Source organism: Pseudomonas arvensis (genome assembly GCF_056688935.1).
The window spans coordinates 3,509,046-3,530,134 of record NZ_CP162038.1; the positions used below are offsets into that span (position 1 = coordinate 3,509,046).

Genomic DNA, 21,089 nt, shown 5'->3' on the forward strand with positions numbered 1-21,089 from the left:
TCACCGCAACCGAGTGGCAGCCGCCACAATCCCAGCCGCGTCGATGTTATGCAAGGCGCGGGTCGGTTCACGGGCGCCGGCAGCGGCGTATTCGCCATCGCCGATGCCCAGGCGGATCAGGGCAATGCCCAGCCCGGCTTCGGCCAGCACTTCGGCGACCAGGCTGCCGACGCCACCGTTGATATTGTGTTCTTCCACGCTGATCACCGCGCGGGTGGCGCTCAAGGCGCTGAGCAGTACATCACGCTGCAACGGCCGGATCGATGACAGGTTGATCACCTGCGCCTGGATGCCCTGCTCCGCCAGCAAGGCGGCGGCGTCCACGGCTTCATGCACCACCGAGCCCAACGCGACGATGCTCACATCCGCGCCCTGGCGCAGGATATCCACCTGACCGGGTTGGAAGTGGTAGTCGCCAGCGTGTACGTCCGGCAAGGCTTTACCGTCAAGACGGATATACACCGGGCCGTGGTAACGCAGCGCGTAATCGACAATCTGCCGACACTCGATGGCATCGGCCGGCGCGAAGATCTGCACATTGCCAAAGCCGCGCATCACCGAAATATCGTCGAGGCTGTGGTGGGTGCTGGCCAACGGGCCGTAGCTGGTACCGGCGTTCAGGCCGAACATTTTCACATTGGCCTGGTTGTAGCAGACGTCCACCTTGATCTGCTCATTGGCGCGGGAAATCAAAAACGGTGCCGCGTTGCAGGTGGCCGCAATCTTGCCACCCAGGGCCAACCCCGCCGCGACGCTGACCAAGGACTGCTCGGCAATCCCGACGTTGATCAAGCGCTCCGGGAAGCGCTGCACAAACGGGCCGATCTTGGCCGTGGACGTGGAGTCGCTGACCACTGGCACCACATCCAGCCCGGCGTCGACTGCGTCAATAAAGGCCTGCACCATGACGCTCGCCAAATGTTCACTCGCCATGGTTCAACTCCTCCAGTGCCGCATTGATTTCATCGCCCTTGGGCACGCGGTGGTGCCATTCAGGGCGGGCTTCGATAAAGGACACGCCCTTGCCTTTGATGGTGTGGGCGATCAGCACCTGGGGCGCGCCGGTTTGGGTCTGCATGCGTTCCAGGGTGTCGATCAACTGGCCCACGTCATTGCCATCGCACTCGCTGACGGTGAAGCCGAAGGCGGCCCATTTCACATCCAGCGGGTCGAGCGGCATGATCTCGACGGTCAGGCCGGCCAGTTGCAGTTTGTTCTTGTCGACGATCACAAACAGGTTATCCAGCCCGTACTTGGCGGCGGCCATGGCGGCTTCCCAATTGGAGCCTTCGGCGAGTTCGCCATCGCCGGTCAGGACATAGATGCGCTTTTTACTGCCGGACATCTTCGCCGCCAACGCCAGCCCCACCGCCACCGGCAAGCCGTGGCCGAGGGCGCCGGTGTTGAGTTCGATACCGGGGGTTTTCTGGCGCACCGGATGGCCCGGCAAGTGGGAGTTGAAGTGCTGGTAGGTGGGCAACCATTCGGTGGGGATATAGCCCGCCTGCGCCAGGCAGCAGTACAAACCGCCCACACCATGGCCCTTGCTCTGGATATAGATATCGCGCTCAGGGTCTTCGGTGCGTTCCGGGCCGGTATTGAGGATGCGGAAGTACAGGGTGGCGAGGATGTCGGTTTCCGAAAGGTCCGCCCCAGTGTGGCCGCCGGCCGGTGAGTCGGCGTTGAGGCGGATCACATGACGGCGGATCAGGCGGGCCTGTTCCTTGATCTGGTGGGCGTCGTACTGGAAGGCATTCATGCAGCGGCTCCTGTGGGGCTGACCACGTGAGGTAAAAGCGTCCAAAGCTGTTTTGAATATTTATTCAGCAGTGACAATATATTTCTATTTAGACGCTGATCGTCCGCGCGGTCAAGTGAGCGATCCACGGAAAAATCAAATAAATCGAAGAAACATCCCTCGGACAAACGGGCAAAATCCCACACCGGCGGGTCTATCCCGTGGCTTTGGCCGGGATAAAAGCACCGGATTAGAGGCATATCCGAAAAATTAAGCGCTTGACTTTGATACGGTGTCATTGGAATCTGAATTAACAGTCAGGCACGCATAAATATTCACGGCGCCTGAAAGCACTCCAAAAAAAATAAATCAGGAGAACACTGTGGACGCCAAAGCTATTGTCCAGCACCCGGCCGAACTCAAGCCGCCACCCCGCCCACGCTTGGTGAAACTGCTCCCCAGCAATATCGGCGGCCCGCTGATCGGCCTTGTGCTGCTGGTGCTGGTCTTCTCCTTCAGTTCCGAATTCTTCTTCTCGTTGCGCAATGGCCTGAACATCCTTGATCAGGTCACGGTGCTGGGCATCCTGGCGATTGGCATGACGGCGGTGATCGTCATCGGCGGCATCGACCTGTCGGTAGGCTCGGTACTGGCCTTCTCGATGATGATGCTCGGCTGGCTTTATCAGGATCAGGCCGTGCCGCTGGGCTTTGCGATTCCGATCTCGATCGCCACCGGCATGCTCGCCGGGCTGGTGTCCGGGGGCTTGATTACCTACGCCAAGTTGCCGCCGTTTATCGCCACGCTGACCATGATGTCGGTGGCGCGTGGCCTGGCGAATATCCTCACCGAAGGCCGGCAGATCGTCGGTTACCCGGAGTGGTTCACCAGCCTGGCCACGGTGCGGCATTTCGGTTTTCTCTCGGCCACCGTCGGGTTGTTCCTGGTGATGCTGCTGGTGGCCTGGGTGTTCCTGCGCTTTCGTGCCGGTGGCCGCAACCTCTATGCCATGGGCGGCAGCCCGGAAGTGGCGCGGCTGTCCGGCATCAAGGTACGGGCGATTACCTTGTGGGTGTACGCCATCAGCGGCGCCCTCGCCGGGATCGCCGCCGTGACCCTGGCGGCGCGCCTGGACTCCTCGCAACCCAGTGCCGGCCTGAGCCTGGAACTGGACGCCATCGCCGCCGTGGTGATTGGTGGCGCCAGCCTCAGCGGCGGCGTCGGTAGCATCGGCGGCACCCTGGTGGGTGTGCTGATCATTGGCGTGTTGCGCAATGGCCTCAACCTGCTCGGCGTTTCCCCGTTTATCCAGCAAGTGGTGATCGGCGTGGTCATCGCCCTCGCCGTGACCATCGACACCCTGCGACGCCGTTCCAGCACTGCCCGTTAACCCTGTTCGACAGTTGACACCCTCCAACAATAAAACCAGGAGTCACCGACATGTTCAGCCCCAAGAAACTGCTTATCGCCACTGCTCTGGCGGCCGCGACCCTCACCGCCACCGGCACCACCTGGGCCAAGGACCTGACCATCGGCCTGGCCGTGGCCAACCTTCAGGCCGACTTCTTCAACCAGATCAAGCAATCGGTGGAGGCCGAGGGCAAGGCCAAGGGGATCAAGGTGATCACCGTGGACGCCCAGGGCAACTCCTCCACCCAGGTCAGCCAGATTGAAGACCTGATCACCCGCCAGATCGATGTGCTGATCTACATCCCGGCCGGTGCCACCGCGGCGGGTGTGCCGGTCAAAGCCGCCAAGAACGCCGGCATTCCGGTGATCGCCGTGGACCGCAACGCCCCCGACGCACCCGGCGATACCTTCATCGCCAGCGACAGCGTGGCCGGCGCCAAGACCCTGGCCGAATACGTGGGCAAGATCACCGACGGCAAGGGCCGCATCGCGATCCTGCAGGGCCAGCTCGGCACCACCCCGGAGAATGATCGCGCCAAGGGTTTCGAAGAAGGCCTCAAAGCCTTCCCGGACCTCAAGGTCGTGGCCCAGCAACCGGCCGAATGGGCCCAGGACAAAGGCTTCGCCGTGGCCCAGGACCTGCTCCAGCGTGACCCGAATATCACCGTATTCTTCGGCCGCGCCGATGCCATGGCCCTGGGTGCTGCCCAGGCGGTGAAGGTCGGCAACCTCGATCACAAGGTCGTAGTGGTCGGTTTTGACGGCGACGTGGCCGGGCTCAAGGCGGTCGAAAGCGGCGTGCTCAACGCCACCATGACCCAGCAGACCCAGAAAATGGGGCGCCTGGCCGTGGCCTCGGCAATTGACCTGAAGGCCGGCAAAGCCGTACCCAAGGAACAACTGCTGCCCACCGTGCTGACCACCAAAGAAAACGTCGCGCCGTTCCTGCAACAGCACCCGTAAGCCTTGGAGGTCGTCATGCAAGCAGCCGCTCTGGAGAGCAGCACCGATGCGGTGCTGTGCCTGCGCAATATCAGCAAGGCCTACGGCCCGGTGCAGGTGTTGTCCCAGGTCAATGTGGATATTCGTCCCGGTGAAGTGCTGGCCCTGCTCGGCGAGAACGGTGCCGGCAAGTCGACCTTGTCGTCGATCATCGCGGGCCTCGTGCAACCCGAAGCCGGGGGCAGCATGACCTGGCTCGGCGCGCCGTATGCACCCGCCTCGCCGGGCGCGGCACTGGGCGCGGGTATCGGCCTGATCCACCAGGAAATCCGTCTGCTGCCGCAATTGTCGATCGCCGAGAACATCTTTGTCGGTCGCCTGCCCATGCGTCATGGGCGGGTCGACCGCGATTACATCGAGGCCCAGGCGCAGATCCAATTGGAACGCCTGGGGCTCAACGTGCCAGCGTCACGCAAGGTCGAAGGCCTGAGCGTGGCGGCCCAGCAATTGGTGGAAATCGCCAAGGCGCTGACGTTGAAGGCCAGCCTGCTGATTCTCGATGAACCGACCGCCGCGCTGGGCGCCGAAGAGACCGAGCTGCTGTTCAAGCAGGTCGAACGGCTGAAAGCCGAAGGCGTGTCGTTTATCTATATCAGCCATCGCCTGGAAGAAATCGCGCGTATCGCCGACCGCGTGCTGGTGCTGCGCGACGGTCGCCAGATCGCCCTGCACGCCACCGCGCAAGTGCCGGTGCGCGAGCTGGTGGAACAGATGGTCGGGCGCAGCCTGGAGCGGATTTTCCCCGCCTTGCAGGCGCCGCAGGAGCAGGTGATGTTGCAGGTCAAAGACCTGACCTGCCGCGAATTCGCCCTGCACGGCATCGACTTCAGTGTGCGGGCAGGCGAAGTGTTCGGCATTGCCGGGGTGGTCGGCGCCGGGCGTACAGAACTGGTGCGCACCATTGCCGGTGCGGCCCTGGATATCCACGGCCACATGGTGCTGGACGGCGAAGTCCGGCAGCTGCGCAGCCCGTTTGAAGCGATTCAGGCCGGCGTGGTGCTGGTGCCTGAAGACCGCAAGCAGCAAGGTGTGGTGGTGGAACATCGCATCCAAGACAACCTGGTCTACGGCAACACCGACCTGCTGGACAAACGCGGCTGGGTGCTCCCTGCCCCGCTGCGTGAATTTGCCCGCACCGCGGTGGCGCGGCTCGGCGTGAAAGGCGCACCGCAGTCGCGGATTTCCAGCTTGTCCGGCGGTAACCAGCAGAAAGTGATCATTGCCAAGTGGCTGGCGCGCAATCCCAAGGTGTTCATTCTGGATGAGCCGACACGGGGCATCGACGTGGGTGCGCGGGCGGCGATCTATGAAGTGATTGCGGATCTGGCGGCCAAGGGCATGGCGGTGATTGTGGTGAGTTCCGACCTGGATGAAGTGCTGGGGCTTTCACATCGGGTGATGGTGATGAGCCGAGGCCGGCAGATGGGAATCCTGGAGCGCGGCGAGGCCACACCGGTTTCAGTCATGGAAATGGCCACCGCGTAACTAAAGTCCTACAGAGATTCAAATGTGGGAGGGGCTTGCCCCCGATGGCAGTGGTTCAGTTACAGATGCATCAACTGACACTCCCTCATCGGGGCATAGGTATCTACACAACTCTCAAAGGCTTACACATAGCACTGTGGTGAGCGGGCTTGTCCCGCTCACCACAACAGCCCATTTGCCATAGATTCAGCATCCACTGGAAGTTGTGTAGATACCTATGCTCATCGGGGGCAAGCCCCCTCCCACAGGGGTTCCACTGTGATTTCAAGATTGGAGTAATTCATGCAGCTTTTTAGTCTTCAGGGCCAAGTGGCCTTTGTCACCGGTGCCGGCAGCGGCATCGGCCAAGCGATTGCCGTTGGTCTAGCCGAAGCCGGTGCCGACGTGGCGTGTTTTGACCTGCCCGGCAGCCCCGGCATCGCCAGCACCGTCGAGCGCATCCAGGCCCTGGGCCGTCGCGCCCTGGCCCTGAGCGGCACCGTCACCGAGCGCGCCGCGCTGGATGCAGCGGTCGCGCGAACCGAGCAAGAACTCGGCGAACTCAGCGTGGCCGTCAACTGCGCCGGCATCGCCAACGCCCAGGCCGCCGAGGACCTGGAGCTGCAACGCTGGCAGACCACCCTGGACATCAACCTCACGGGCATCTTCCTCAGCTGCCAGGCCCAGGCCGCCGTGATGTTGCCGCGCGGCAAAGGCGCCATCGTCAATATCGCGTCCATGTCCGGCAGTATCGTCAACCGTGGCCTGCTGCAGGCGCACTACAACACCTCCAAGGCCGGGGTGATTCACCTGAGCAAAAGCCTGGCGATGGAATGGGCCGACAAGGGCCTGCGCGTGAATTGCATCAGCCCCGGCTACACCGCCACGCCGATGAACTCGCGCCCGGAAGTGGCCGACCAGGTGAAGATCTTTGAACAGACCACGCCCATGGGCCGCATGGCCAGCGTGGACGAAATGGTCGGCCCGGCGATCTTTCTGGTCAGCCAGGCCTCGTCTTTCTGCACCGGCGTCGACCTGTTGGTCGATGGCGGTTTTGTGTGCTGGTAGGAGTTGATCATGTCGCAACGATTCAGCGGTAAAACTGTAGTGATCACCGGCGCCTGCCGTGGCATCGGCGCCGGGATTGCCGAGCGTTTCGCCCAGGAAGGCGCCAACCTGGTGCTGGCCTCCAACGACCTGGAGCGCGTGACCTTCACCGCCGAGCAACTGGCCGGGGAATACGGCGTGAACGCCCTCGCCCTCGGCATCGATGTCACCGACGAAAGCGATATCGAAAAGCTCTACCGCGAAGGCCACGCCCGCTTCGGCAGCATTGACGTGTCGGTGCAGAACGCCGGCATCATCACCATCGACCACTACGACAAAATGCCCCGCGCCGACTTCGACAAGGTGCTGCAAGTCAACACCACCGGCGTGTGGCTGGGTTGCCGGGAAGCGGCCAAGTACATGGTCAAGCAAGGCAGCGGTCGGTTGATCAATACCTCGTCCGGCCAGGGTCGCCAGGGTTTTATCTACACGCCGCACTACGCCGCCAGCAAGATGGGCGTGATCGGCATCACCCAGAGCCTTTCGCTGGAGCTGGCGCCGCATAACATCACGGTCAATGCGTTTTGCCCCGGCATCATCGAAAGCGAGATGTGGGACTACAACGACCGCGTGTGGGGCGAGATCCTCAGCACCGACGAAAAGCGCTACGGCAAGGGCGAGTTGATGGCCGAATGGGTCAAGAACATCCCCCTGCGCCGTGCCGGCAAGCCCTCGGATGTAGCGGGCCTGGTCGCCTTCCTGGCCTCGGATGACGCGGCGTACCTGACCGGTCAGGCGATCAATATCGACGGCGGCCTGATCATGTCTTAAGGGTTTGGTATCCTCACCGACATTGTTTCACTCACTGAGGCCTTCATGAGCCAGATCGAAGAACAGCGCCTGATCACCAAGATCGCGAGCCTCTATTACGAAGAAGGGCTCAAGCAGTCCGAAATCTCCACGCAACTGGACCTGTCCCAGTCCTTTATCAGCCGCGCCCTGCGCCGGGCGCTGCAGGAAGGCGTCGTGAAGATCAGCGTGATGCGCCTGCAAGGCCTGCACCTGGAGCTGGAAACCCAACTGCAACGCCGCTACGGCGTGCGCCGGGTGATCGTGGTGGAAGCCACCGAGCCCGGCAATGACGAAAGCATCAAGCAAGCCATCGGCTCGGCCGCCGCCCACTACCTGGAAACCAGCCTGTCGCCCCAGGACCATATCGGTATTTCCTCGTGGAGCAGCACCATCCGCGCCATGGTCGGCCACCTGCACGCGCAGTCGGGCAAGCAAGGCGCCGAGGAAGTGGTGCAACTGCTGGGCGGCGTCGGCAACAAAGGCGCGTTCGAAGCCACGCTGCTGACCCAACGCCTGGCCACCCTGCTCAACTGCCCGGCGTATTTGCTGCCGTCCCAAAGCATCGAACAGTCGGTGCAGAGCAAGCAGCGCATTGTGCAGATGGAAGAGGTCAAGGAAGTGCTGCAACGCTTTGACAGCATCACCCTGGCGATTGTCGGCATCGGCGACCTGGAGCCCTCGCAATTGCTGCGCAACAGCGGCAACTACTACACCGAAGACATGCTGCGCCTGCTGGCCGAGCGCGGCGCGGTGGGTGATATCTGCCTGCGTTACTTCGATGCCCAGGGCAAACCGGTGCTGGAAGAAGATGAAGAATTCGTGGTGTCGGTGGCGCTGCCCAAGCTGCGCAGCATCCACCGCGTGCTCGGCCTGGCCGGCGGGCTGAACAAGGTCCAGGCGATTCGCGGCGCGCTCAAGGGCGGCTACCTGGACATCCTGATCACCGACCTGGATACCGCACAGGCCCTCAACCAATAACCTTTTTTTGGAGACAGCCGCTCATGACGTCCAAGCTCGAACAACTCAAGCAATTCACCACCGTGGTCTGCGACACCGGCGACCTGGAAGCCATCAGCCGCCTGCGCCCGGTGGACGCCACCACCAACCCGTCGCTGCTGCTCAAGGCCGCCGCCATCCCGGAATACGCCGAGTTGCTGCGTAACGCGGTGAGCGTGTCCAAAGGCGATGTCGACCTGGCCTGTGACCGTTTCGCGGTGTCGGTGGGTTGCGGCATTCTCAAGGTGATTCCGGGGCGTATCTCCACCGAAGTCGACGCACGCCTGTCCTTCGACCAAGACGCGCTGTGGGCCAAGGCCAACCAATTGATTGCCCTGTACGACCAGGCCGGTGTCGGCCGCGACCGTGTGCTGATCAAACTGGCGTCCACCTGGGAAGGTATCCGCACCGCCGAGCGCCTGGAAAAAGCCGGCATCCAGACCAACCTCACCCTGCTGTTCTCCTTCGCCCAGGCCCAGGCCTGCGCCGACGCCGGGGTGTTTTTGATCTCGCCGTTCGTGGGCCGCATCTACGACTGGTACCGCAAGAGCACCGGCCTGGACTACACCGGCGCCGAAGACCCGGGCGTGCAGTCAGTGACGCGCATCTACAACTACTACAAAGCCAACGCCATCCCGACGGTGGTGATGGGCGCCAGCTTCCGCACCCTCAGCCAGATCGAACAACTGGCCGGCTGCGACCGCCTGACCATCAGCCCGGACCTGCTGCAAAAGCTCGCCGAAGATAACGCCCCGCTGGAGCGCAAACTGCAACCGGGCGCGGCGGGCGAAGCGCGTCAGCCGTTGAACGAAGCGCAGTTCCGTTGGGCGTCGAATGAAGATGCGATGGCCACCGAGAAGCTGGCGGAAGGCATTCGACAGTTTGCGCGGGATCAGGAGAAGTTGGAGAAGGTGTTGGCGGCGTTATGAGCCCCAACCAGCCGGCAAGCCAACCGCGCACCTTGGTGTTCCTGGCTTACCCGCAAATGGGCCTGCTCGACCTGACTGGCGCCCAGACCGTGTTCTGGGCAGCCACCAAGGCCATGGCCGAACGGGGCTTGCCAGGCTATTTAGTGCATACCGCGAGCCTGGCGGGTGGATTGATACCAACAGCCGAAGGGTTGAGCGTCGATACCGTGCCCTTGGCGACATTTGATCCTGGCACCCTCGACACCTTAATCGTGCCCGGCGCGCCTGCCATTCAAGAGGCGATGGCCGCCAACACTGACCTGGTCGACTGGCTGCGTCACGCCTCCACCCGGGCGCGCCGCACGGCCTCGGTATGCAGCGGCACCTTCCTGCTCGCCCAGGCCGGCTTGCTCCAGGGCCGACGCGCCGCCACGCACTGGGCGATGTGCGACATGCTCAAGCGCGGTTTTCCGGGCATTGAGGTGGACATGGACGCGATCTTTATCCAGCAGGGCAACGTGTGGACGTCGGCGGGTGTAAGCGCCGGCATCGACCTGGCGCTGGCGTTGGTAGAGGCCGATTGCGGACGGCACGTCGCCCTGCAAGTGGCGCGGGAACTGGTGGTGTTTCTCAAGCGGCCCGGTGGTCAGGCACAGTTCAGTCAATTGCTGCAGGCGCAGACCGACGACACGGCCGGTTTCGACGCCCTGCACCTGTGGATCGCTGACAACCTGAGCGACAGCGACCTGACGGTCGAGCGCCTGGCCGAACAAAGCCGCATGAGCCCACGCAACTTCGCTCGGGTCTACAAGCAAAAAACCGGGCGCACACCGGCCAAGGCTATCGAACTGTTTCGCATGGAAGCGGCACGACGCCTGCTGGAAGACTCTCAACGCAACATCGACCAAGTCGCGCGACTGTGTGGTTTTGGCGACGAAGAACGGATGCGCTACACCTTCCATCGCCACCTTTCGATTTCCCCCCGTGACTACCGCGAGCGCTTTTCGCGGTAAACGCCGCATATGGCAGTAATTCAGGGTTAAGTGTCCTACCAGACAAACAGCGGTGCTTTTACAGTGATCCGGTAACGCCTCACGGCGTGAGCAACCATCTCGACTGGGTCTCTGGAGCAACTCATGAAACAGCACATCCTTATCATCGGCGCCGGGTTCGGTGGTGTCTGGAGCGCGTTGGGCGCCGCGCGCCTGCTGGATAAAAATGATCGCCACGACGTGCAAATCAGCGTGCTGGCGCCTCACCCGGAGCTGCGTATTCGTCCACGGTTCTATGAGGCACAGGTGCATACCATGCAGGCGCCCCTGAGCCCCTTGTTTGCGGCGGTTGGCGTGAACTTCATCGAGGGCACGGCCGACAGCATCGATGAAAATGCCAGGCAGGTGACCTATCGCGACCTGACAGGTATCCCCACTACCGTCCAGTATGATCGCCTGGTGCTGGCCGCTGGCAGCCGCTTGAATCGTCCGCCCATGGAAGGCATCGAGCATGTGTTCGATGTGGACCAGATCGAAGACGCCACGCGCCTCGAAGCGCATATCCATACCCTCAAACATCTGCCCGACAGCCCCGCGCGCAATACCGTGGTGGTGGCCGGTGGCGGTTTTACCGGCATAGAGACCGCCACCGAAATGCCGGCGCGCCTGCGTGAAGCACTGGGCGATAACGCCGATATCCGTGTGGTAGTGGTGGACCGTAGCCCGCAGATCGCCGCTTCCATGGGCGATGGCATTCGCCCTTCGATCATCGAAGCCAGCAAAGAATTGGGGCTGGAGTGGGTACTCAATAACTCCGTGGCCTCGGTGGATACCCGTGGCGTGACCCTGGCGGATGGCCAACGGATCGAATCCAGCACGGTGATCTGGACCATAGGCTTTCGCGCCAACCCCATGACCGAACAGGTCAGCGGCACTCGCGACCCGCAGGGCCGGTTGCATGTGGACGGCACGCTGAAGGTCAAAGGCCAGGCCGACATATTCGCCGCCGGTGACGTGGCCTACGCCGCCACCGACGACCTGGGCAACGTCGCCGCGATGTCCTGCCAGCACGCCATCGCCCTCGGCCGCTACGCCGGAAACAACGTCGCCGCCGACCTGATCGGCGTGGCGCCGATGACCTATAGCCAGCCCAAATACGTGACGTGCCTGGACCTCGGCGCCTGGGGCGCGGTGTACACCGAAGGCTGGGACCGCCAAGTGAAGCTCGTGGGCCAGGAAGCCAAGGACCTCAAGCACCAGATCAACAGCGTGTGGATCTACCCACCGGCGGCCGAGCGGGCAGCGGCCCTGGAGGCGGCTGACCCATTGATTCCCGTGGCCTGATTCACGCATCGCCTATACCAGCCGGCTCGCTCCTTGCTGCGCCGGCCCCCCCGAGCGCCCGCCGATGATGATCAGGCGGGCGTTTTTTTGCTTGGCACGTTCATCGAGCACACCGGTCAGTCGCGCTCATCCAAGCCCCGCGCTGCAAACGCTCCCAGCACGCCGCCGACAATCGGCGCGAGCCAGAACAGCCAGAGCTGCGACAGGTAATCCCACCCGGCAAACAACGCCGGCCCGGTACTGCGCGCCGGGTTGACCGAGGTATTGGTCACGGGGATCAGGACCAGGTGAATCAGGGTCAGCGCCAGGCCGATGGCAATCGGTGCAAACCCGGCGACCGCACCCGGTGCAGTCACGCGCATGATGATCAGCACAAAGAAGAAGGTGGCGATCACCTCAGCCAGCAATGCGGCTTTCATGTCGAACAGGCCAGGACTCAGTTCGCCATAGCCGTTGGCGGCGAAACCACCCACTTCGAAAGCGGGCTGCCCGTCAGCGATCACGTACAGCGACGCAGCCGCCGCAATCGCCCCCACCACCTGCGCCACGATATACGGCAGCACATATGCACCGCACACACGGCGCCCGGCCCACAGGCCGATAGTCACCGCCGGGTTGAAGTGCCCGCCGGAGATACCGCCTACTGCGTAGGCCATGGTCAGGACAGTGAGGCCGAATGCCAGGGACACCCCGGCAAAACCAATGCCCAACTCGGGAAATGCTGCCGCCAGAATGGCGCTGCCACAGCCGCCCAACGTCAGCCAGAAAGTACCCAGAAACTCTGCGGTCAAACGCTTTTGCACACGTGACTCCGTTGCTGTTCAAGTGCCGTCACCACAGGGGCGTGGGCGGTCCCAGGCGACGGTAGCAATGGGTATCAAAGGGGGGTGTAAGACTTGTCTGGTTTTGGTTGAGGGCTTCACTAGCGCCCTCGCGGCAGCGGATAAAACATCCAAATTCCTGATCGGTCCTATTTGCCAGTTGCGACCAGACACCCCGCGCGCTAACCTTCTGGCTCGCAGCAAATGCTGCGATTGGACTTGGCGGTCCGAACAGATATAGGCGCAACAGCGCCCCCAACACGATTGCAGGCGCTTTTTTTTGCGTCCGTGATTTCGTGCAATGGTGGGTTGCGCAGGGACTTCTTCGGAAGTGCCGGGTCCTATATCCCCGGTCCGCCAACCTTGCGTAATCCGCCACCCTAATTCTGCTTGGCGGCAGAAGGTGACGGCTCACTTAGATATGGGAGCAAGATCCATGACCGCACTAGATCGGTATATGCCCATCACGGGCCCCGATTGCACCATCCCTACCCTGCTCATCGACACCGAAGCGCCGCTGGATGCCCTGCATGACGCGGCGGTTTATCGCATTCGGGCTGTCACTCAAGTGCTTGAAAATCTAGCCCTGCGTGATGGGATCAGCAGTGATGCTGTTGTACTGCAGGATTTCGCATTGTTGCTGAATATTCCGTTGCGTGACGGCTGCGATTTGCTGGATGTGATTGGGCGTAGATTGCAGGAGACTGCCGGGTAAATGAAAACGGGCGACCCAGCGGTCGCCCTCTATCCTAAATAAAATAGTTACTTGCGACCCGGACGTCCGAGCAGGTTGAGCCAAATGGTCGGCTCATCCATTGATCAAGTAACAGAGCATTCAACGCGACCTATTTTTTTTGTTGGTGAGCTTTGTAGGCAACGTGCCAGGCGGCGTTTAAAAGTGAAAAAAGTTCTCTCACCGAAATCAACTTATCCTCCTGCCCCTCATATTCCGAAAAAATTTTCTCTTGCTCGACCCTGAGTTCTTCTACCACTTTATTAAACAAACTATCGTCTTTCAGCTTTTTGACTTCCTGCTTTGACTGCAACCGCGCATCCAAAATAGCATGCAACTTACGGCCGTAACCGCTACCACATATAACTTCCGACTCCAACACTTCAAGATAATATCGTTCCAACTCAACAAGCCCTGCAATGGACTTCCGAACCGCTAAGTGATCGCCTGATAATCGTGAATCCAAAGAATCCACAACAAATTTTCGCCGCAAAAACGTCTCCTTCAATGCCCCCTGCGCGCTGCCGAACTCCGCATTTCCGGAGTAAAAAAGCAAAGAATTAATGGTCAACGTAATGACTTCAAGACACTCCTGCGGCGAGTAAATATTGACTCCCAGATGTTGCCCATTGGATTGTAGATCACCGTCCATGATTTCTAGCTGATAGGAAATTTTCAGCTCCTGCATCAGGTGCTGCATTTTCGTAATCAACAGATAACCTTGCAGATGCACCACAGGTCTCAAGTGTAGATAATGCAAAAGCTCCAAATAGTTGCTGCGCAACTTTACTAAACCAGATACAGCGCCTTCGTTCTGTTCAAGGTCAACGACATAGCTGCACCTCGTAGGAGAATTCTGCGGAAACACCCATTGATATAAAGCATCTTTATTGGCAAATCGAACTGCATGAGCAAAAGTTGCTTCGAGGCTATGCAAGCGATCAAAAAAAACTTCGCGATGCTTCAAGTACTGTTCGAAAGTCTGCGCTTTGAGCTGCTGTGCGATCACATCATCATGTTTAGCCTGAGCATGCTGTCGTTCACGCTCTTGCTCGCGCTGATACGCTTGATTATTACGCTGTTGAACCAACAAAAACACCAGTGTACCCAACGTAGCAGCAGCTCCCAGCAGTGTGAAAGCCCCCGACAGTATTGAACCAAATGCACCCCAGTCTTCTGTCTTACCCGAGATCGGTCCCAGCTTCACTCCATACGCGACCAATACTCCAACCGTAACCAACAACCCTAATGCCAAGGCGATCGCCGTTAAATAAGAGATCCATCTGTAGTATTTCAACTAAAACTTCCTGCAATTGAACGGCGATAGATAAAACAGATAGTAAAACTTATTAGCGAACTGTGATTTGAATGCGACGCTAGTTGTTCCCCACACCCGTCCCAAACCTGCGAATCGCCAGGCAATACCCCGCCAACGCCACCGCCGCCAGCAACCCGCCCGCCACGCCGATCCAGGCGAAGCCGAAGTGGCTGCCGACCCAACTGCCCATCAGGGCGCCGCCGCCGATGCCGATGTTGTAGATGCCGGAGAACATCGCCATGGCCACATCCGTGGCGTCCGGCGCCAGTACCAGCACTTTGGATTGCATGGCCAGGCCGAAGCCCATGATCGCCATGCCCCAGAAGATGCTCAGGATCACCAGGTACGACTCGGCGCCGCTCAGGGGCAGCATCAGCGTCAGGCACGCGGCGAGGATAAACACTGCGCCGACCACAAACAGGTGCGGGTTGAAGCGGTGCACCAGGCTGAACAGCAACGAGCCGATGATGCCCGCGCCGCCGAAGACCAGCAGGATCAGGGTCACGGCGCCGCCATCCATGCCGGCCACGCCTTCGACGAAGGGTTCGATATAGCTGTAGGCGGTGAATTGCGCAGTCACCGTGAGCGCGGTCAGCACGTACAGCGCCACCAGCGCCGGGCGCTTGAACAGCAGCGGCAGGCTGCGCAGGGAGCCGGAGTTCTGGCTCGGCAGCGGCGGCAAGGTGCGCGCCAGCCAGAACACCAGCCCGGCCGCGAAAACACCGATGACCAGGAAGGTGGTGCGCCAGCCCATGGCTTCGCCGAGCAGGCGACCCAGGGGAATCCCCAACACCATCGCCAATGACGTACCGGTCGCCAGTAACCCCAGGGCCTGCACCTGCTTGCCTTCCGGCGCCAGGCGCACCGCCAGGGACGCGGTGATCGACCAGAACAACGCATGGGACAAGGCAATGCCGACGCGGCTGACCATCAGCAAGCCAAAACTGTTGGCGACGCTGGAGAGGATATGGCTGACGATAAACATGCCGAACAGCACGATCAGCAATTTGCGCCGCTCAACGTTGCGCGTCAGCAGCATCACCGGCAGCGAGGTCAGGGACACGATCCAGGCGTAGATGGTGAGCATCAGGCCGACGCTGGACACGGGCATGTCGAAGCTCGCACCGATGGCGCTGAGCAGGCCGACCGGCACGAATTCGGTGGTATTGAACACAAACGCGGCCAGCGCGAGGGCGATGACCGGTTGCCAGTTGGCTTGGGGGGTTGCGGCTGAAATGCTCATTGAAGGGCGAGGTACTCTGGCGATGATCGAGCGGCCACCCAGGACAAGCGCCGCCGCCCGACATTCTATAGGTTTCTCGGCCGGCTGTTGACGCTCATCCCCCTCAAAATACCTTCAGTTTTGTCACGGTGCGGTCACGGTGACCACATAGCTCCCGGACTGAACGGGCTTACCGGTGCTGTCTACCACCCGATACCGCTGGTCGTAATATCGCCCGCTGCCGCTGTCGGCCACCAGGCTCACGTTGCCCGAGGCGTTGACCGTGGTGACCGGCCGTACGTCGAACTGACTGCCTTGCCGCTTTAAGGAATGACTGATAGACAGGCCCGACCATTAAGGCTCCACCCGTCCCATCAACTCGGGAATGCTCTCCGGCCGGTTTGCGTACCGCTGCGCCAACGCCGCACAGACCATCAATTGAATCTGGTGAAACAGCATCAATGGCAGGATCAGCACGCCCATGTTCGCCCCGGCAAACAGCACCTGGGCCATGGGTACGCCGGTCGCGAGACTCTTCTTCGAGCCGCAGAACAAAATGGTGATGCGGTCCTCCTGACTGAAGCCGAACGCCTTGCCCAGCACGCTGGAAGCCACCAGCACCAAGGCCAGCAGCACACAGCAGGCGACCACCAGACCACCCAGTTCCCACAGCGGGATCTGGTGCCAGATGCCTTCATTGACTGCCTCGCTGAACGCGCCGTAGACCACCAGCAGGATCGAGCCCTGATCGACAAATTTCAGCCAGGCTTTGTTGCGGCCGACCCATTCGCCGATCCAGCGGCGCGCGATTTGCCCTGCGATAAATGGCAGCAGCAACTGCACGCTGATTTTCAGGATTGCGTCGACGGTGGAGCTGCCTTCACCGTGCACATTGAGCAACAACGTCACCAGCAACGGCGTCAGGAAGATACCGAACAGGCTCGACGCCGCCGCGCTGCAAATCGCCGCGGGGATATTGCCTCGCGCCAATGAGGTGAAGGCAATTGCCGATTGCACGGTGGCCGGCAAGGCACAGAGGTAAAGCATGCCCATGTACAGGTCTTTGCCGATCAGCGGCGACAGCACCGGCTTGAGCGCCAGGCCCAATAAGGGGAACAGCACGAAGGTCAGGCTGAACACCAGCAGGTGCAGGCGCCAATGGCCGGCACCGGCGACGATGGCCTGGCGCGATAGCTTGGCGCCGTGCAGGAAGAACAGCAGCGCGATGGCCAGGTTGGTAACCCAGCCGAAAGCCACGGCGGTCTGGCCGCTGGCGGGCAGCAAGGACGCGAGGATCACCGTGGCGATCAGGGTCAGGGTGAAGTTGTCGGGCAGAAAACGGGGGCGTGTCATAAGCAGATCTTCCAGGGGTTGCCAAGAGCGTCACCGCGACTCTAACGTAACGGCCTGTTACCGACTAACGCCAATGAGCCAGTAAATGCCGCCTAAAGGACATGACAAGACCGTGCGCCGCAGTATCCCCGGGCTGTCCAGCCTGCCACGGCCGGTGTATGGGCGAACTGAATCCTTGCCCAACCGCGCATTGACCCGGCGTCACAGTCACCCGTGGGTGCAATTGTCTTACGCGATTTCCGGGGTGCTGGAGATCCAGACCAGCGCCGGCCGTTTTGTCGCGCCGCCGCAACGGGCGGTGTGGATCCCGGCGGGCATGCCGCACCGGGTGTACAGCTCGCCCCACACTGAAATGCGCAGCTTGTATCTGGATTGCAGCGTGACCGCCTGGGCCTCGCAGCTTTGCCATGTGCTGGAGGTGAGCAGCCTGTTGCGCGAATTGATCCGCAGCTTCAGTGAAGTGCCGGTGGAGTATGCCGAGGACGGTCCAGATGGGCGCCTGGCCCAAGTAGTCCTGGACCAACTCGCCGCCGCGCCCCACGTGGACTTGATGCTGCCCCTGCCCCTCGACCCGCGTTTGCGCCAGATCTACCGCAGCCTGAACCTGCGCCCGGAGCAACAGACCACCTTGGGGCATTGGAGCGAAAAACTGGGGGTCAGCGAAAAGACCCTCAGCCGCTTGTTCTTGAAGGACACGGGCCTGACCTTCCGCGCTTGGCGCCAGCGCTTGCGACTGTTGAGCGCCCTGCCCGCCCTGGAGCAAGGCGAGCGGGTGACGGATGTGGCGCTGGGGTGCGGGTATGAGTCGACGTCGGCGTTTATCAATGCGTTTCGGCAGCAGTTTGATGCCACACCGGGTGAGTTCTTTCGGTGAGCCCTCACACCCTGAATACCCCCGACACCCGCCCGCGCTGCGTGGAAATGCTGTTCCACACTTCGCCCGGCTGCTATTGTGCCGCGCTTTGAAAAATGGCCACCGACCTGCGAGGAAATGCACGTTGAACACTGACGAAAAAATGACCGGGGACCTGTTCGAGGTCGATAAGCGCCTGTCACTCAAACCCGTGGTGGACTTCAACACCTACCTGCGCAGCGCCTTTGGCGACGGCCCGTGCACCTGCATCCGCTGCACCGCCAGTGGCGGCGACGAAAGCGGCTATGCGTTCCAGCACACGTTCACCTTCGACGGCAAACCCACCCACCGTCGCTTCGCCTCCACGGCGGGCAGTGATGTGTTGATGGCGTTGAAGAGGGCCTGGTTGTCTTACACCAAGGCCGAGTTGCCGCTGAGCGGCGTGCTGACGCTGGAAACGGTGAAAGAGTTTGTCGAACCGCAGTTGCACAAACGCCTGGCACCGCTGTTTCTGGCCAGCGGGTTGGTCAAGGCGGTGGACGCTGAGCTGCACCTGCAACCACAAGCCGCCGCCTGACAGGCCAGCTAGGCCGGGCGGGCAGCGCCCACGTTGAACCCTGGGGTCAGCGTGTCCAGCGGCTCAGCCACTGGCCGCTCGTCGATCCCCGGCAGCAGGATGACCTTGCGGCAATCCTCTTCGCCCTTGTCGAACAGCTCATAACCTCGCGCCGCCTGCTCCAGTGACAGGCGGTGCGTGACGATCGCCTCGGGGTTCAGGTGCCCCAACTCAATATGCTCCAGTAACTCCGGCAGAAAACGCTGCACGTGGGTCTGGCCCATCTTGAACGTCAGGCCCTTGTCGAACGCGTCGCCAAACATGAACCCGTGGATAAACCCGGCGTACACCCCCGCCACGCTGACCACCCCGCCGCGGCGCACGGCGGCGATGCACTGGCGCAAGGCCTTGCCGCTGCTGCCTTCGATCTTGAGCGTGGTCAGGATGGTTTCGGTGGTGCTGCCCTTGGCCTCGAAGCCGACCGCGTCGACCACCCCATCGACGCCGCGCATGCCGGCGGTCTGGCAGATGATGGTGTCGGCGGGGTCATCGTCCTGCTCGAAGTTGATCGGGATCACGCCATACATTTTCTGCGCGTAGGCCAGGCGGTACGGGTGGTCGTCGACCATGAAAATCTGCGCGGCGCCCAGCATCTGTGCGCACGCGGCGCTGAGCAGACCCACCGGCCCCGCGCCATAAATCGCCACGCTTGAGCCCTGCCCGATCTCGGCGTTGGTCACCGCCTGCCAGGCCGTGGGCAGGATGTCGGAGAGGAACAGCACCTTTTCATCCGCCAGCAAGCCAGGCACTTTGAACGGCCCGGTATTGGCCTTGGGCACTCGCACCAGTTCGGCCTGGCCGCCGGGAATGCCGCCGTAGAGACGACTGTAGCCAAACAGTGCCGCGCCCGGTGGGATCGCCTTTTTATTCAGGATCGCACCGCGCCCATCGTTGGTGGTTTCGCAGGCGGCAAACTGCTGGAGTTGGCAGAAGAAACAATCGCCACATGCGATCACAAACGGGATCACCACCCGGTCGCCACGCTGCACCGCCGTCACCGCCGGGCCGGTCTCTTCAACAATGCCCATGAATTCATGACCGAAAATATCACCGTGTTCGACCGTGGGGATCTTGCCCCGGTACAGGTGCAGGTCCGAGCCACAGATCGCCGTGGCCGTGACCCGCAGAATAATGTCGTCGGCTTGCTCAATGATCGGATCGGGCACCGTGTCCACCTGCACCTTGTGGGCGCCCTGGAAAGTCATCGCTCGCATGCTCTGCGCTCCTGCTCTTGAGGGATTTATTATTAAGGGCCACACAGATGGCGAGTGTTCACTTGGCCTGGGCCAGCACCCGATCAATGGTCAGCGCGGCTCTGGGCCAGCAGGCGGTCGACCACCTGTTGCAGGCACGCAAACGCTTCGGCGCCCGAAGCCTGGGCGGCGGCGTGGCAGTGCAGTTGCTCGACAGCGCTGTTACCGCCGTCCAGCAACCTGTGCAAGGTGTCAAACAGCTGCGGCTCCCCCAGGGCGTCAGCGGTGGCCGCGAAGGTGCGTTCAGCCTGTTGCAACCACTGCTCGGCAGTGCCCGTTGCGCCGTGATCGTCCAGCGCAAAGGTGCCGGCAGCGCCGTAGCGCTTGGCCTGCCATCGGTTTTCCTGGAGCAGCCAGCGGCTTTCGGCGGTGAAGGCCACACCGGGCGATGGCAGGCCACAGGCATGGGTGACCATCACGCGGTAAAACGTGGCTAGGGCTAGGGCGTCGGCCATCCTGGGGCAAGCATCGGTCATGCGCAGTTCCAGGGTCGGGTAGCGCGCCGCCGGGCGAATGCCCCACCAGCCGTTGCCATCGGCCTTAATCGCGCCGATGCGTTGCAGCAGTGCCAGGTACCGCTGATACGCGGCCCAATCGGCAAAGTGTTCCGGCACGCCCATGCGCGGCCATTCATCACAAACGGCCTGGCGGTAGCTCATGAACCCTGTGGGCGCACCGTCCCAGAACGGCGACGAGCAACTGAGCAGCAACAACAATGGCAACCAGGACGAAACCTGATTCATTACCGCAATACGGTCCACATCCGTCGGCACCGCGACATGCACATGCAAGCCGCACAGCACGCTGCGCCGCGCGACGTGCTGGATAGCGTCGAACAATTGCCGGAAATGCGCGCGCTCCGTGGGCGCCTGCTCCCGCCAGTCAGCCAACGGATGGCTGCCAGCACACACCACACCCAGGCCGAACTCGCCGAGAGATCGGGCCAGGTCATGCCGCACCGTCGCCAGGTACTCCGCCGCCTCACGGCTGGTGTGGAACACCGGCGACGCCACCTCGATCTGCCCTTGGAACATTTCATCCGCAAAGCCTGCGCCAATAGCCTTCCGGCAGGCGGCCAAGACCGCCGCCGAAGGCTCGGCCAGCATGCGCCGGGTGTGCAGGTCGGTGATGAAATACTCCTCCTCGATGCCGAAGGTGAGCATCGAC

At 61.6% G+C, this 21,089-nt stretch carries 20 protein-coding genes; 12 read left to right on the forward strand and 8 right to left on the reverse strand.

What is annotated here, in order from left to right:
- Both AB3G88_RS15600 and AB3G88_RS15605 read right to left on the reverse strand, forming a co-directional pair.
- Entirely contained in the window at nt 1–933 is a 933-nt protein-coding gene (locus tag AB3G88_RS15600) for a transketolase family protein (protein WP_480450584.1), read from the reverse strand.
- Nucleotides 923–1,759, reverse strand: coding sequence for a transketolase (locus AB3G88_RS15605; protein ID WP_480450586.1), 837 nt, complete (start codon nt 1,757–1,759; stop codon nt 923–925). The genes AB3G88_RS15600 and AB3G88_RS15605 overlap by 11 nt, the downstream gene beginning before the upstream one ends.
- Before the next feature lie 361 nt (nt 1,760–2,120).
- On the opposite strand from AB3G88_RS15605, the gene AB3G88_RS15610 reads away from it, so the two are divergent.
- The 9 genes from AB3G88_RS15610 (at nt 2,121) to AB3G88_RS15650 (ending at nt 11,753) form a co-directional block, all read left to right on the forward strand.
- Entirely contained in the window at nt 2,121–3,128 is a 1,008-nt protein-coding gene (locus tag AB3G88_RS15610; RefSeq protein ID WP_099586942.1) for an ABC transporter permease, read from the forward strand.
- Nucleotides 3,129–3,178: 50 nt separating this feature from the next.
- Entirely contained in the window at nt 3,179–4,111 is a 933-nt protein-coding gene (locus tag AB3G88_RS15615; RefSeq protein ID WP_099586943.1) for a sugar ABC transporter substrate-binding protein, read from the forward strand.
- Nucleotides 4,112–4,126: 15 nt separating this feature from the next.
- Nucleotides 4,127–5,635 (forward strand): sugar ABC transporter ATP-binding protein, encoded by a 1,509-nt coding sequence (locus AB3G88_RS15620; protein ID WP_480450589.1) that lies wholly within the window; start codon nt 4,127–4,129, stop codon nt 5,633–5,635.
- Nucleotides 5,636–5,917: 282 nt separating this feature from the next.
- On the forward strand, nt 5,918–6,682 hold the full coding sequence (locus AB3G88_RS15625) for an SDR family oxidoreductase (protein WP_099586945.1): 765 nt from the start codon (nt 5,918–5,920) through the stop codon (nt 6,680–6,682).
- Nucleotides 6,683–6,691: 9 nt separating this feature from the next.
- Nucleotides 6,692–7,492 (forward strand): SDR family oxidoreductase, encoded by an 801-nt coding sequence (locus AB3G88_RS15630; RefSeq protein WP_099586946.1) that lies wholly within the window; start codon nt 6,692–6,694, stop codon nt 7,490–7,492.
- A 45-nt stretch (nt 7,493–7,537) separates the two neighbouring features.
- Nucleotides 7,538–8,491 carry a sugar-binding transcriptional regulator gene (locus AB3G88_RS15635; RefSeq protein ID WP_032889554.1) on the forward strand — a complete coding sequence of 318 codons (954 nt, stop codon included), beginning with the start codon at nt 7,538–7,540 and terminating at the stop codon, nt 8,489–8,491.
- Nucleotides 8,492–8,514: 23 nt separating this feature from the next.
- Complete coding sequence (gene tal / locus AB3G88_RS15640; RefSeq protein WP_480450592.1) at nt 8,515–9,438, forward strand: transaldolase; 924 nt, start codon at nt 8,515–8,517, stop codon at nt 9,436–9,438.
- Entirely contained in the window at nt 9,435–10,430 is a 996-nt protein-coding gene (locus AB3G88_RS15645; protein ID WP_099586948.1) for a GlxA family transcriptional regulator, read from the forward strand. The genes tal and AB3G88_RS15645 overlap by 4 nt, the downstream gene beginning before the upstream one ends.
- Before the next feature lie 123 nt (nt 10,431–10,553).
- Nucleotides 10,554–11,753: an NAD(P)/FAD-dependent oxidoreductase gene (locus tag AB3G88_RS15650; RefSeq protein WP_480450595.1), complete on the forward strand. Its 1,200-nt coding sequence runs from the start codon at nt 10,554–10,556 to the stop codon at nt 11,751–11,753.
- 116 nt (nt 11,754–11,869) lie between these two features.
- Here AB3G88_RS15650 and aqpZ read toward each other — a convergent pair whose 3' ends face one another.
- On the reverse strand, nt 11,870–12,556 hold the full coding sequence (gene aqpZ / locus AB3G88_RS15655) for an aquaporin Z (RefSeq protein ID WP_480450597.1): 687 nt from the start codon (nt 12,554–12,556) through the stop codon (nt 11,870–11,872).
- A gap of 475 nt (nt 12,557–13,031) precedes the next feature.
- Here aqpZ and AB3G88_RS15660 point away from each other — a divergent pair, with 475 nt between their 5' ends.
- The gene (locus AB3G88_RS15660) at nt 13,032–13,289 is read left to right on the forward strand and encodes a hypothetical protein (RefSeq protein ID WP_480454445.1); all 258 of its coding nucleotides are present in this window, start codon (nt 13,032–13,034) and stop codon (nt 13,287–13,289) included.
- Between the two features lie 130 nt (nt 13,290–13,419).
- Here the strand turns inward: AB3G88_RS15660 and AB3G88_RS15665 are convergent, their stop codons facing one another.
- The 3 genes from AB3G88_RS15665 to AB3G88_RS15675 form a co-directional block, all read right to left on the reverse strand.
- Nucleotides 13,420–14,604 carry a hypothetical protein gene (locus tag AB3G88_RS15665; protein ID WP_480450599.1) on the reverse strand — a complete coding sequence of 395 codons (1,185 nt, stop codon included), beginning with the start codon at nt 14,602–14,604 and terminating at the stop codon, nt 13,420–13,422.
- Nucleotides 14,605–14,683: 79 nt separating this feature from the next.
- Nucleotides 14,684–15,868: a sugar transporter gene (locus AB3G88_RS15670; protein ID WP_099586954.1), complete on the reverse strand. Its 1,185-nt coding sequence runs from the start codon at nt 15,866–15,868 to the stop codon at nt 14,684–14,686.
- A gap of 333 nt (nt 15,869–16,201) precedes the next feature.
- Nucleotides 16,202–17,200, reverse strand: coding sequence for a bile acid:sodium symporter family protein (locus AB3G88_RS15675; RefSeq protein ID WP_400525949.1), 999 nt, complete (start codon nt 17,198–17,200; stop codon nt 16,202–16,204).
- Nucleotides 17,201–17,285: 85 nt separating this feature from the next.
- Here AB3G88_RS15675 and AB3G88_RS15680 point away from each other — a divergent pair, with 85 nt between their 5' ends.
- Nucleotides 17,286–18,074: an AraC family transcriptional regulator gene (locus tag AB3G88_RS15680; protein WP_191958898.1), complete on the forward strand. Its 789-nt coding sequence runs from the start codon at nt 17,286–17,288 to the stop codon at nt 18,072–18,074.
- Nucleotides 18,075–18,198: 124 nt separating this feature from the next.
- Nucleotides 18,199–18,630 (forward strand): hypothetical protein, encoded by a 432-nt coding sequence (locus AB3G88_RS15685; RefSeq protein ID WP_480450602.1) that lies wholly within the window; start codon nt 18,199–18,201, stop codon nt 18,628–18,630.
- An 8-nt stretch (nt 18,631–18,638) separates the two neighbouring features.
- Here the strand turns inward: AB3G88_RS15685 and AB3G88_RS15690 are convergent, their stop codons facing one another.
- Entirely contained in the window at nt 18,639–19,883 is a 1,245-nt protein-coding gene (locus AB3G88_RS15690; RefSeq protein ID WP_480450604.1) for a zinc-dependent alcohol dehydrogenase, read from the reverse strand.
- A gap of 83 nt (nt 19,884–19,966) precedes the next feature.
- Nucleotides 19,967–21,085, reverse strand: a complete 1,119-nt coding sequence (locus AB3G88_RS15695; protein WP_480454446.1) for a carboxylate-amine ligase — start codon at nt 21,083–21,085, stop codon at nt 19,967–19,969.
- Between the last annotated feature and the right edge of the window lie 4 nt (nt 21,086–21,089).

What these genes read in the sequence shown, in the direction of transcription:
- AB3G88_RS15635 (WP_032889554.1), top strand. Translation starts at nt 7,538, where the DNA reads ATGAGCCAGATCGAAGAACAGCGCCTGATCACCAAGATCGCGAGCCTC.
- AB3G88_RS15695 (WP_480454446.1), bottom strand. Translation starts at nt 21,085, where the DNA reads ATGCTCACCTTCGGCATCGAGGAGGAGTATTTCATCACCGACCTGCAC.
- AB3G88_RS15675 (WP_400525949.1), bottom strand. Translation starts at nt 17,200, where the DNA reads ATGACACGCCCCCGTTTTCTGCCCGACAACTTCACCCTGACCCTGATC.
- tal (WP_480450592.1), top strand. Translation starts at nt 8,515, where the DNA reads ATGACGTCCAAGCTCGAACAACTCAAGCAATTCACCACCGTGGTCTGC.
- AB3G88_RS15690 (WP_480450604.1), bottom strand. Translation starts at nt 19,883, where the DNA reads ATGCGAGCGATGACTTTCCAGGGCGCCCACAAGGTGCAGGTGGACACG.
- AB3G88_RS15650 (WP_480450595.1), top strand. Translation starts at nt 10,554, where the DNA reads ATGAAACAGCACATCCTTATCATCGGCGCCGGGTTCGGTGGTGTCTGG.
- AB3G88_RS15680 (WP_191958898.1), top strand. Translation starts at nt 17,286, where the DNA reads ATGCCGCCTAAAGGACATGACAAGACCGTGCGCCGCAGTATCCCCGGG.
- AB3G88_RS15605 (WP_480450586.1), bottom strand. Translation starts at nt 1,759, where the DNA reads ATGAATGCCTTCCAGTACGACGCCCACCAGATCAAGGAACAGGCCCGC.
- AB3G88_RS15670 (WP_099586954.1), bottom strand. Translation starts at nt 15,868, where the DNA reads ATGAGCATTTCAGCCGCAACCCCCCAAGCCAACTGGCAACCGGTCATC.
- AB3G88_RS15625 (WP_099586945.1), top strand. Translation starts at nt 5,918, where the DNA reads ATGCAGCTTTTTAGTCTTCAGGGCCAAGTGGCCTTTGTCACCGGTGCC.
- AB3G88_RS15645 (WP_099586948.1), top strand. Translation starts at nt 9,435, where the DNA reads ATGAGCCCCAACCAGCCGGCAAGCCAACCGCGCACCTTGGTGTTCCTG.
- AB3G88_RS15660 (WP_480454445.1), top strand. Translation starts at nt 13,032, where the DNA reads ATGCCCATCACGGGCCCCGATTGCACCATCCCTACCCTGCTCATCGAC.
- AB3G88_RS15630 (WP_099586946.1), top strand. Translation starts at nt 6,692, where the DNA reads ATGTCGCAACGATTCAGCGGTAAAACTGTAGTGATCACCGGCGCCTGC.
- AB3G88_RS15615 (WP_099586943.1), top strand. Translation starts at nt 3,179, where the DNA reads ATGTTCAGCCCCAAGAAACTGCTTATCGCCACTGCTCTGGCGGCCGCG.
- AB3G88_RS15600 (WP_480450584.1), bottom strand. Translation starts at nt 933, where the DNA reads ATGGCGAGTGAACATTTGGCGAGCGTCATGGTGCAGGCCTTTATTGAC.
- AB3G88_RS15620 (WP_480450589.1), top strand. Translation starts at nt 4,127, where the DNA reads ATGCAAGCAGCCGCTCTGGAGAGCAGCACCGATGCGGTGCTGTGCCTG.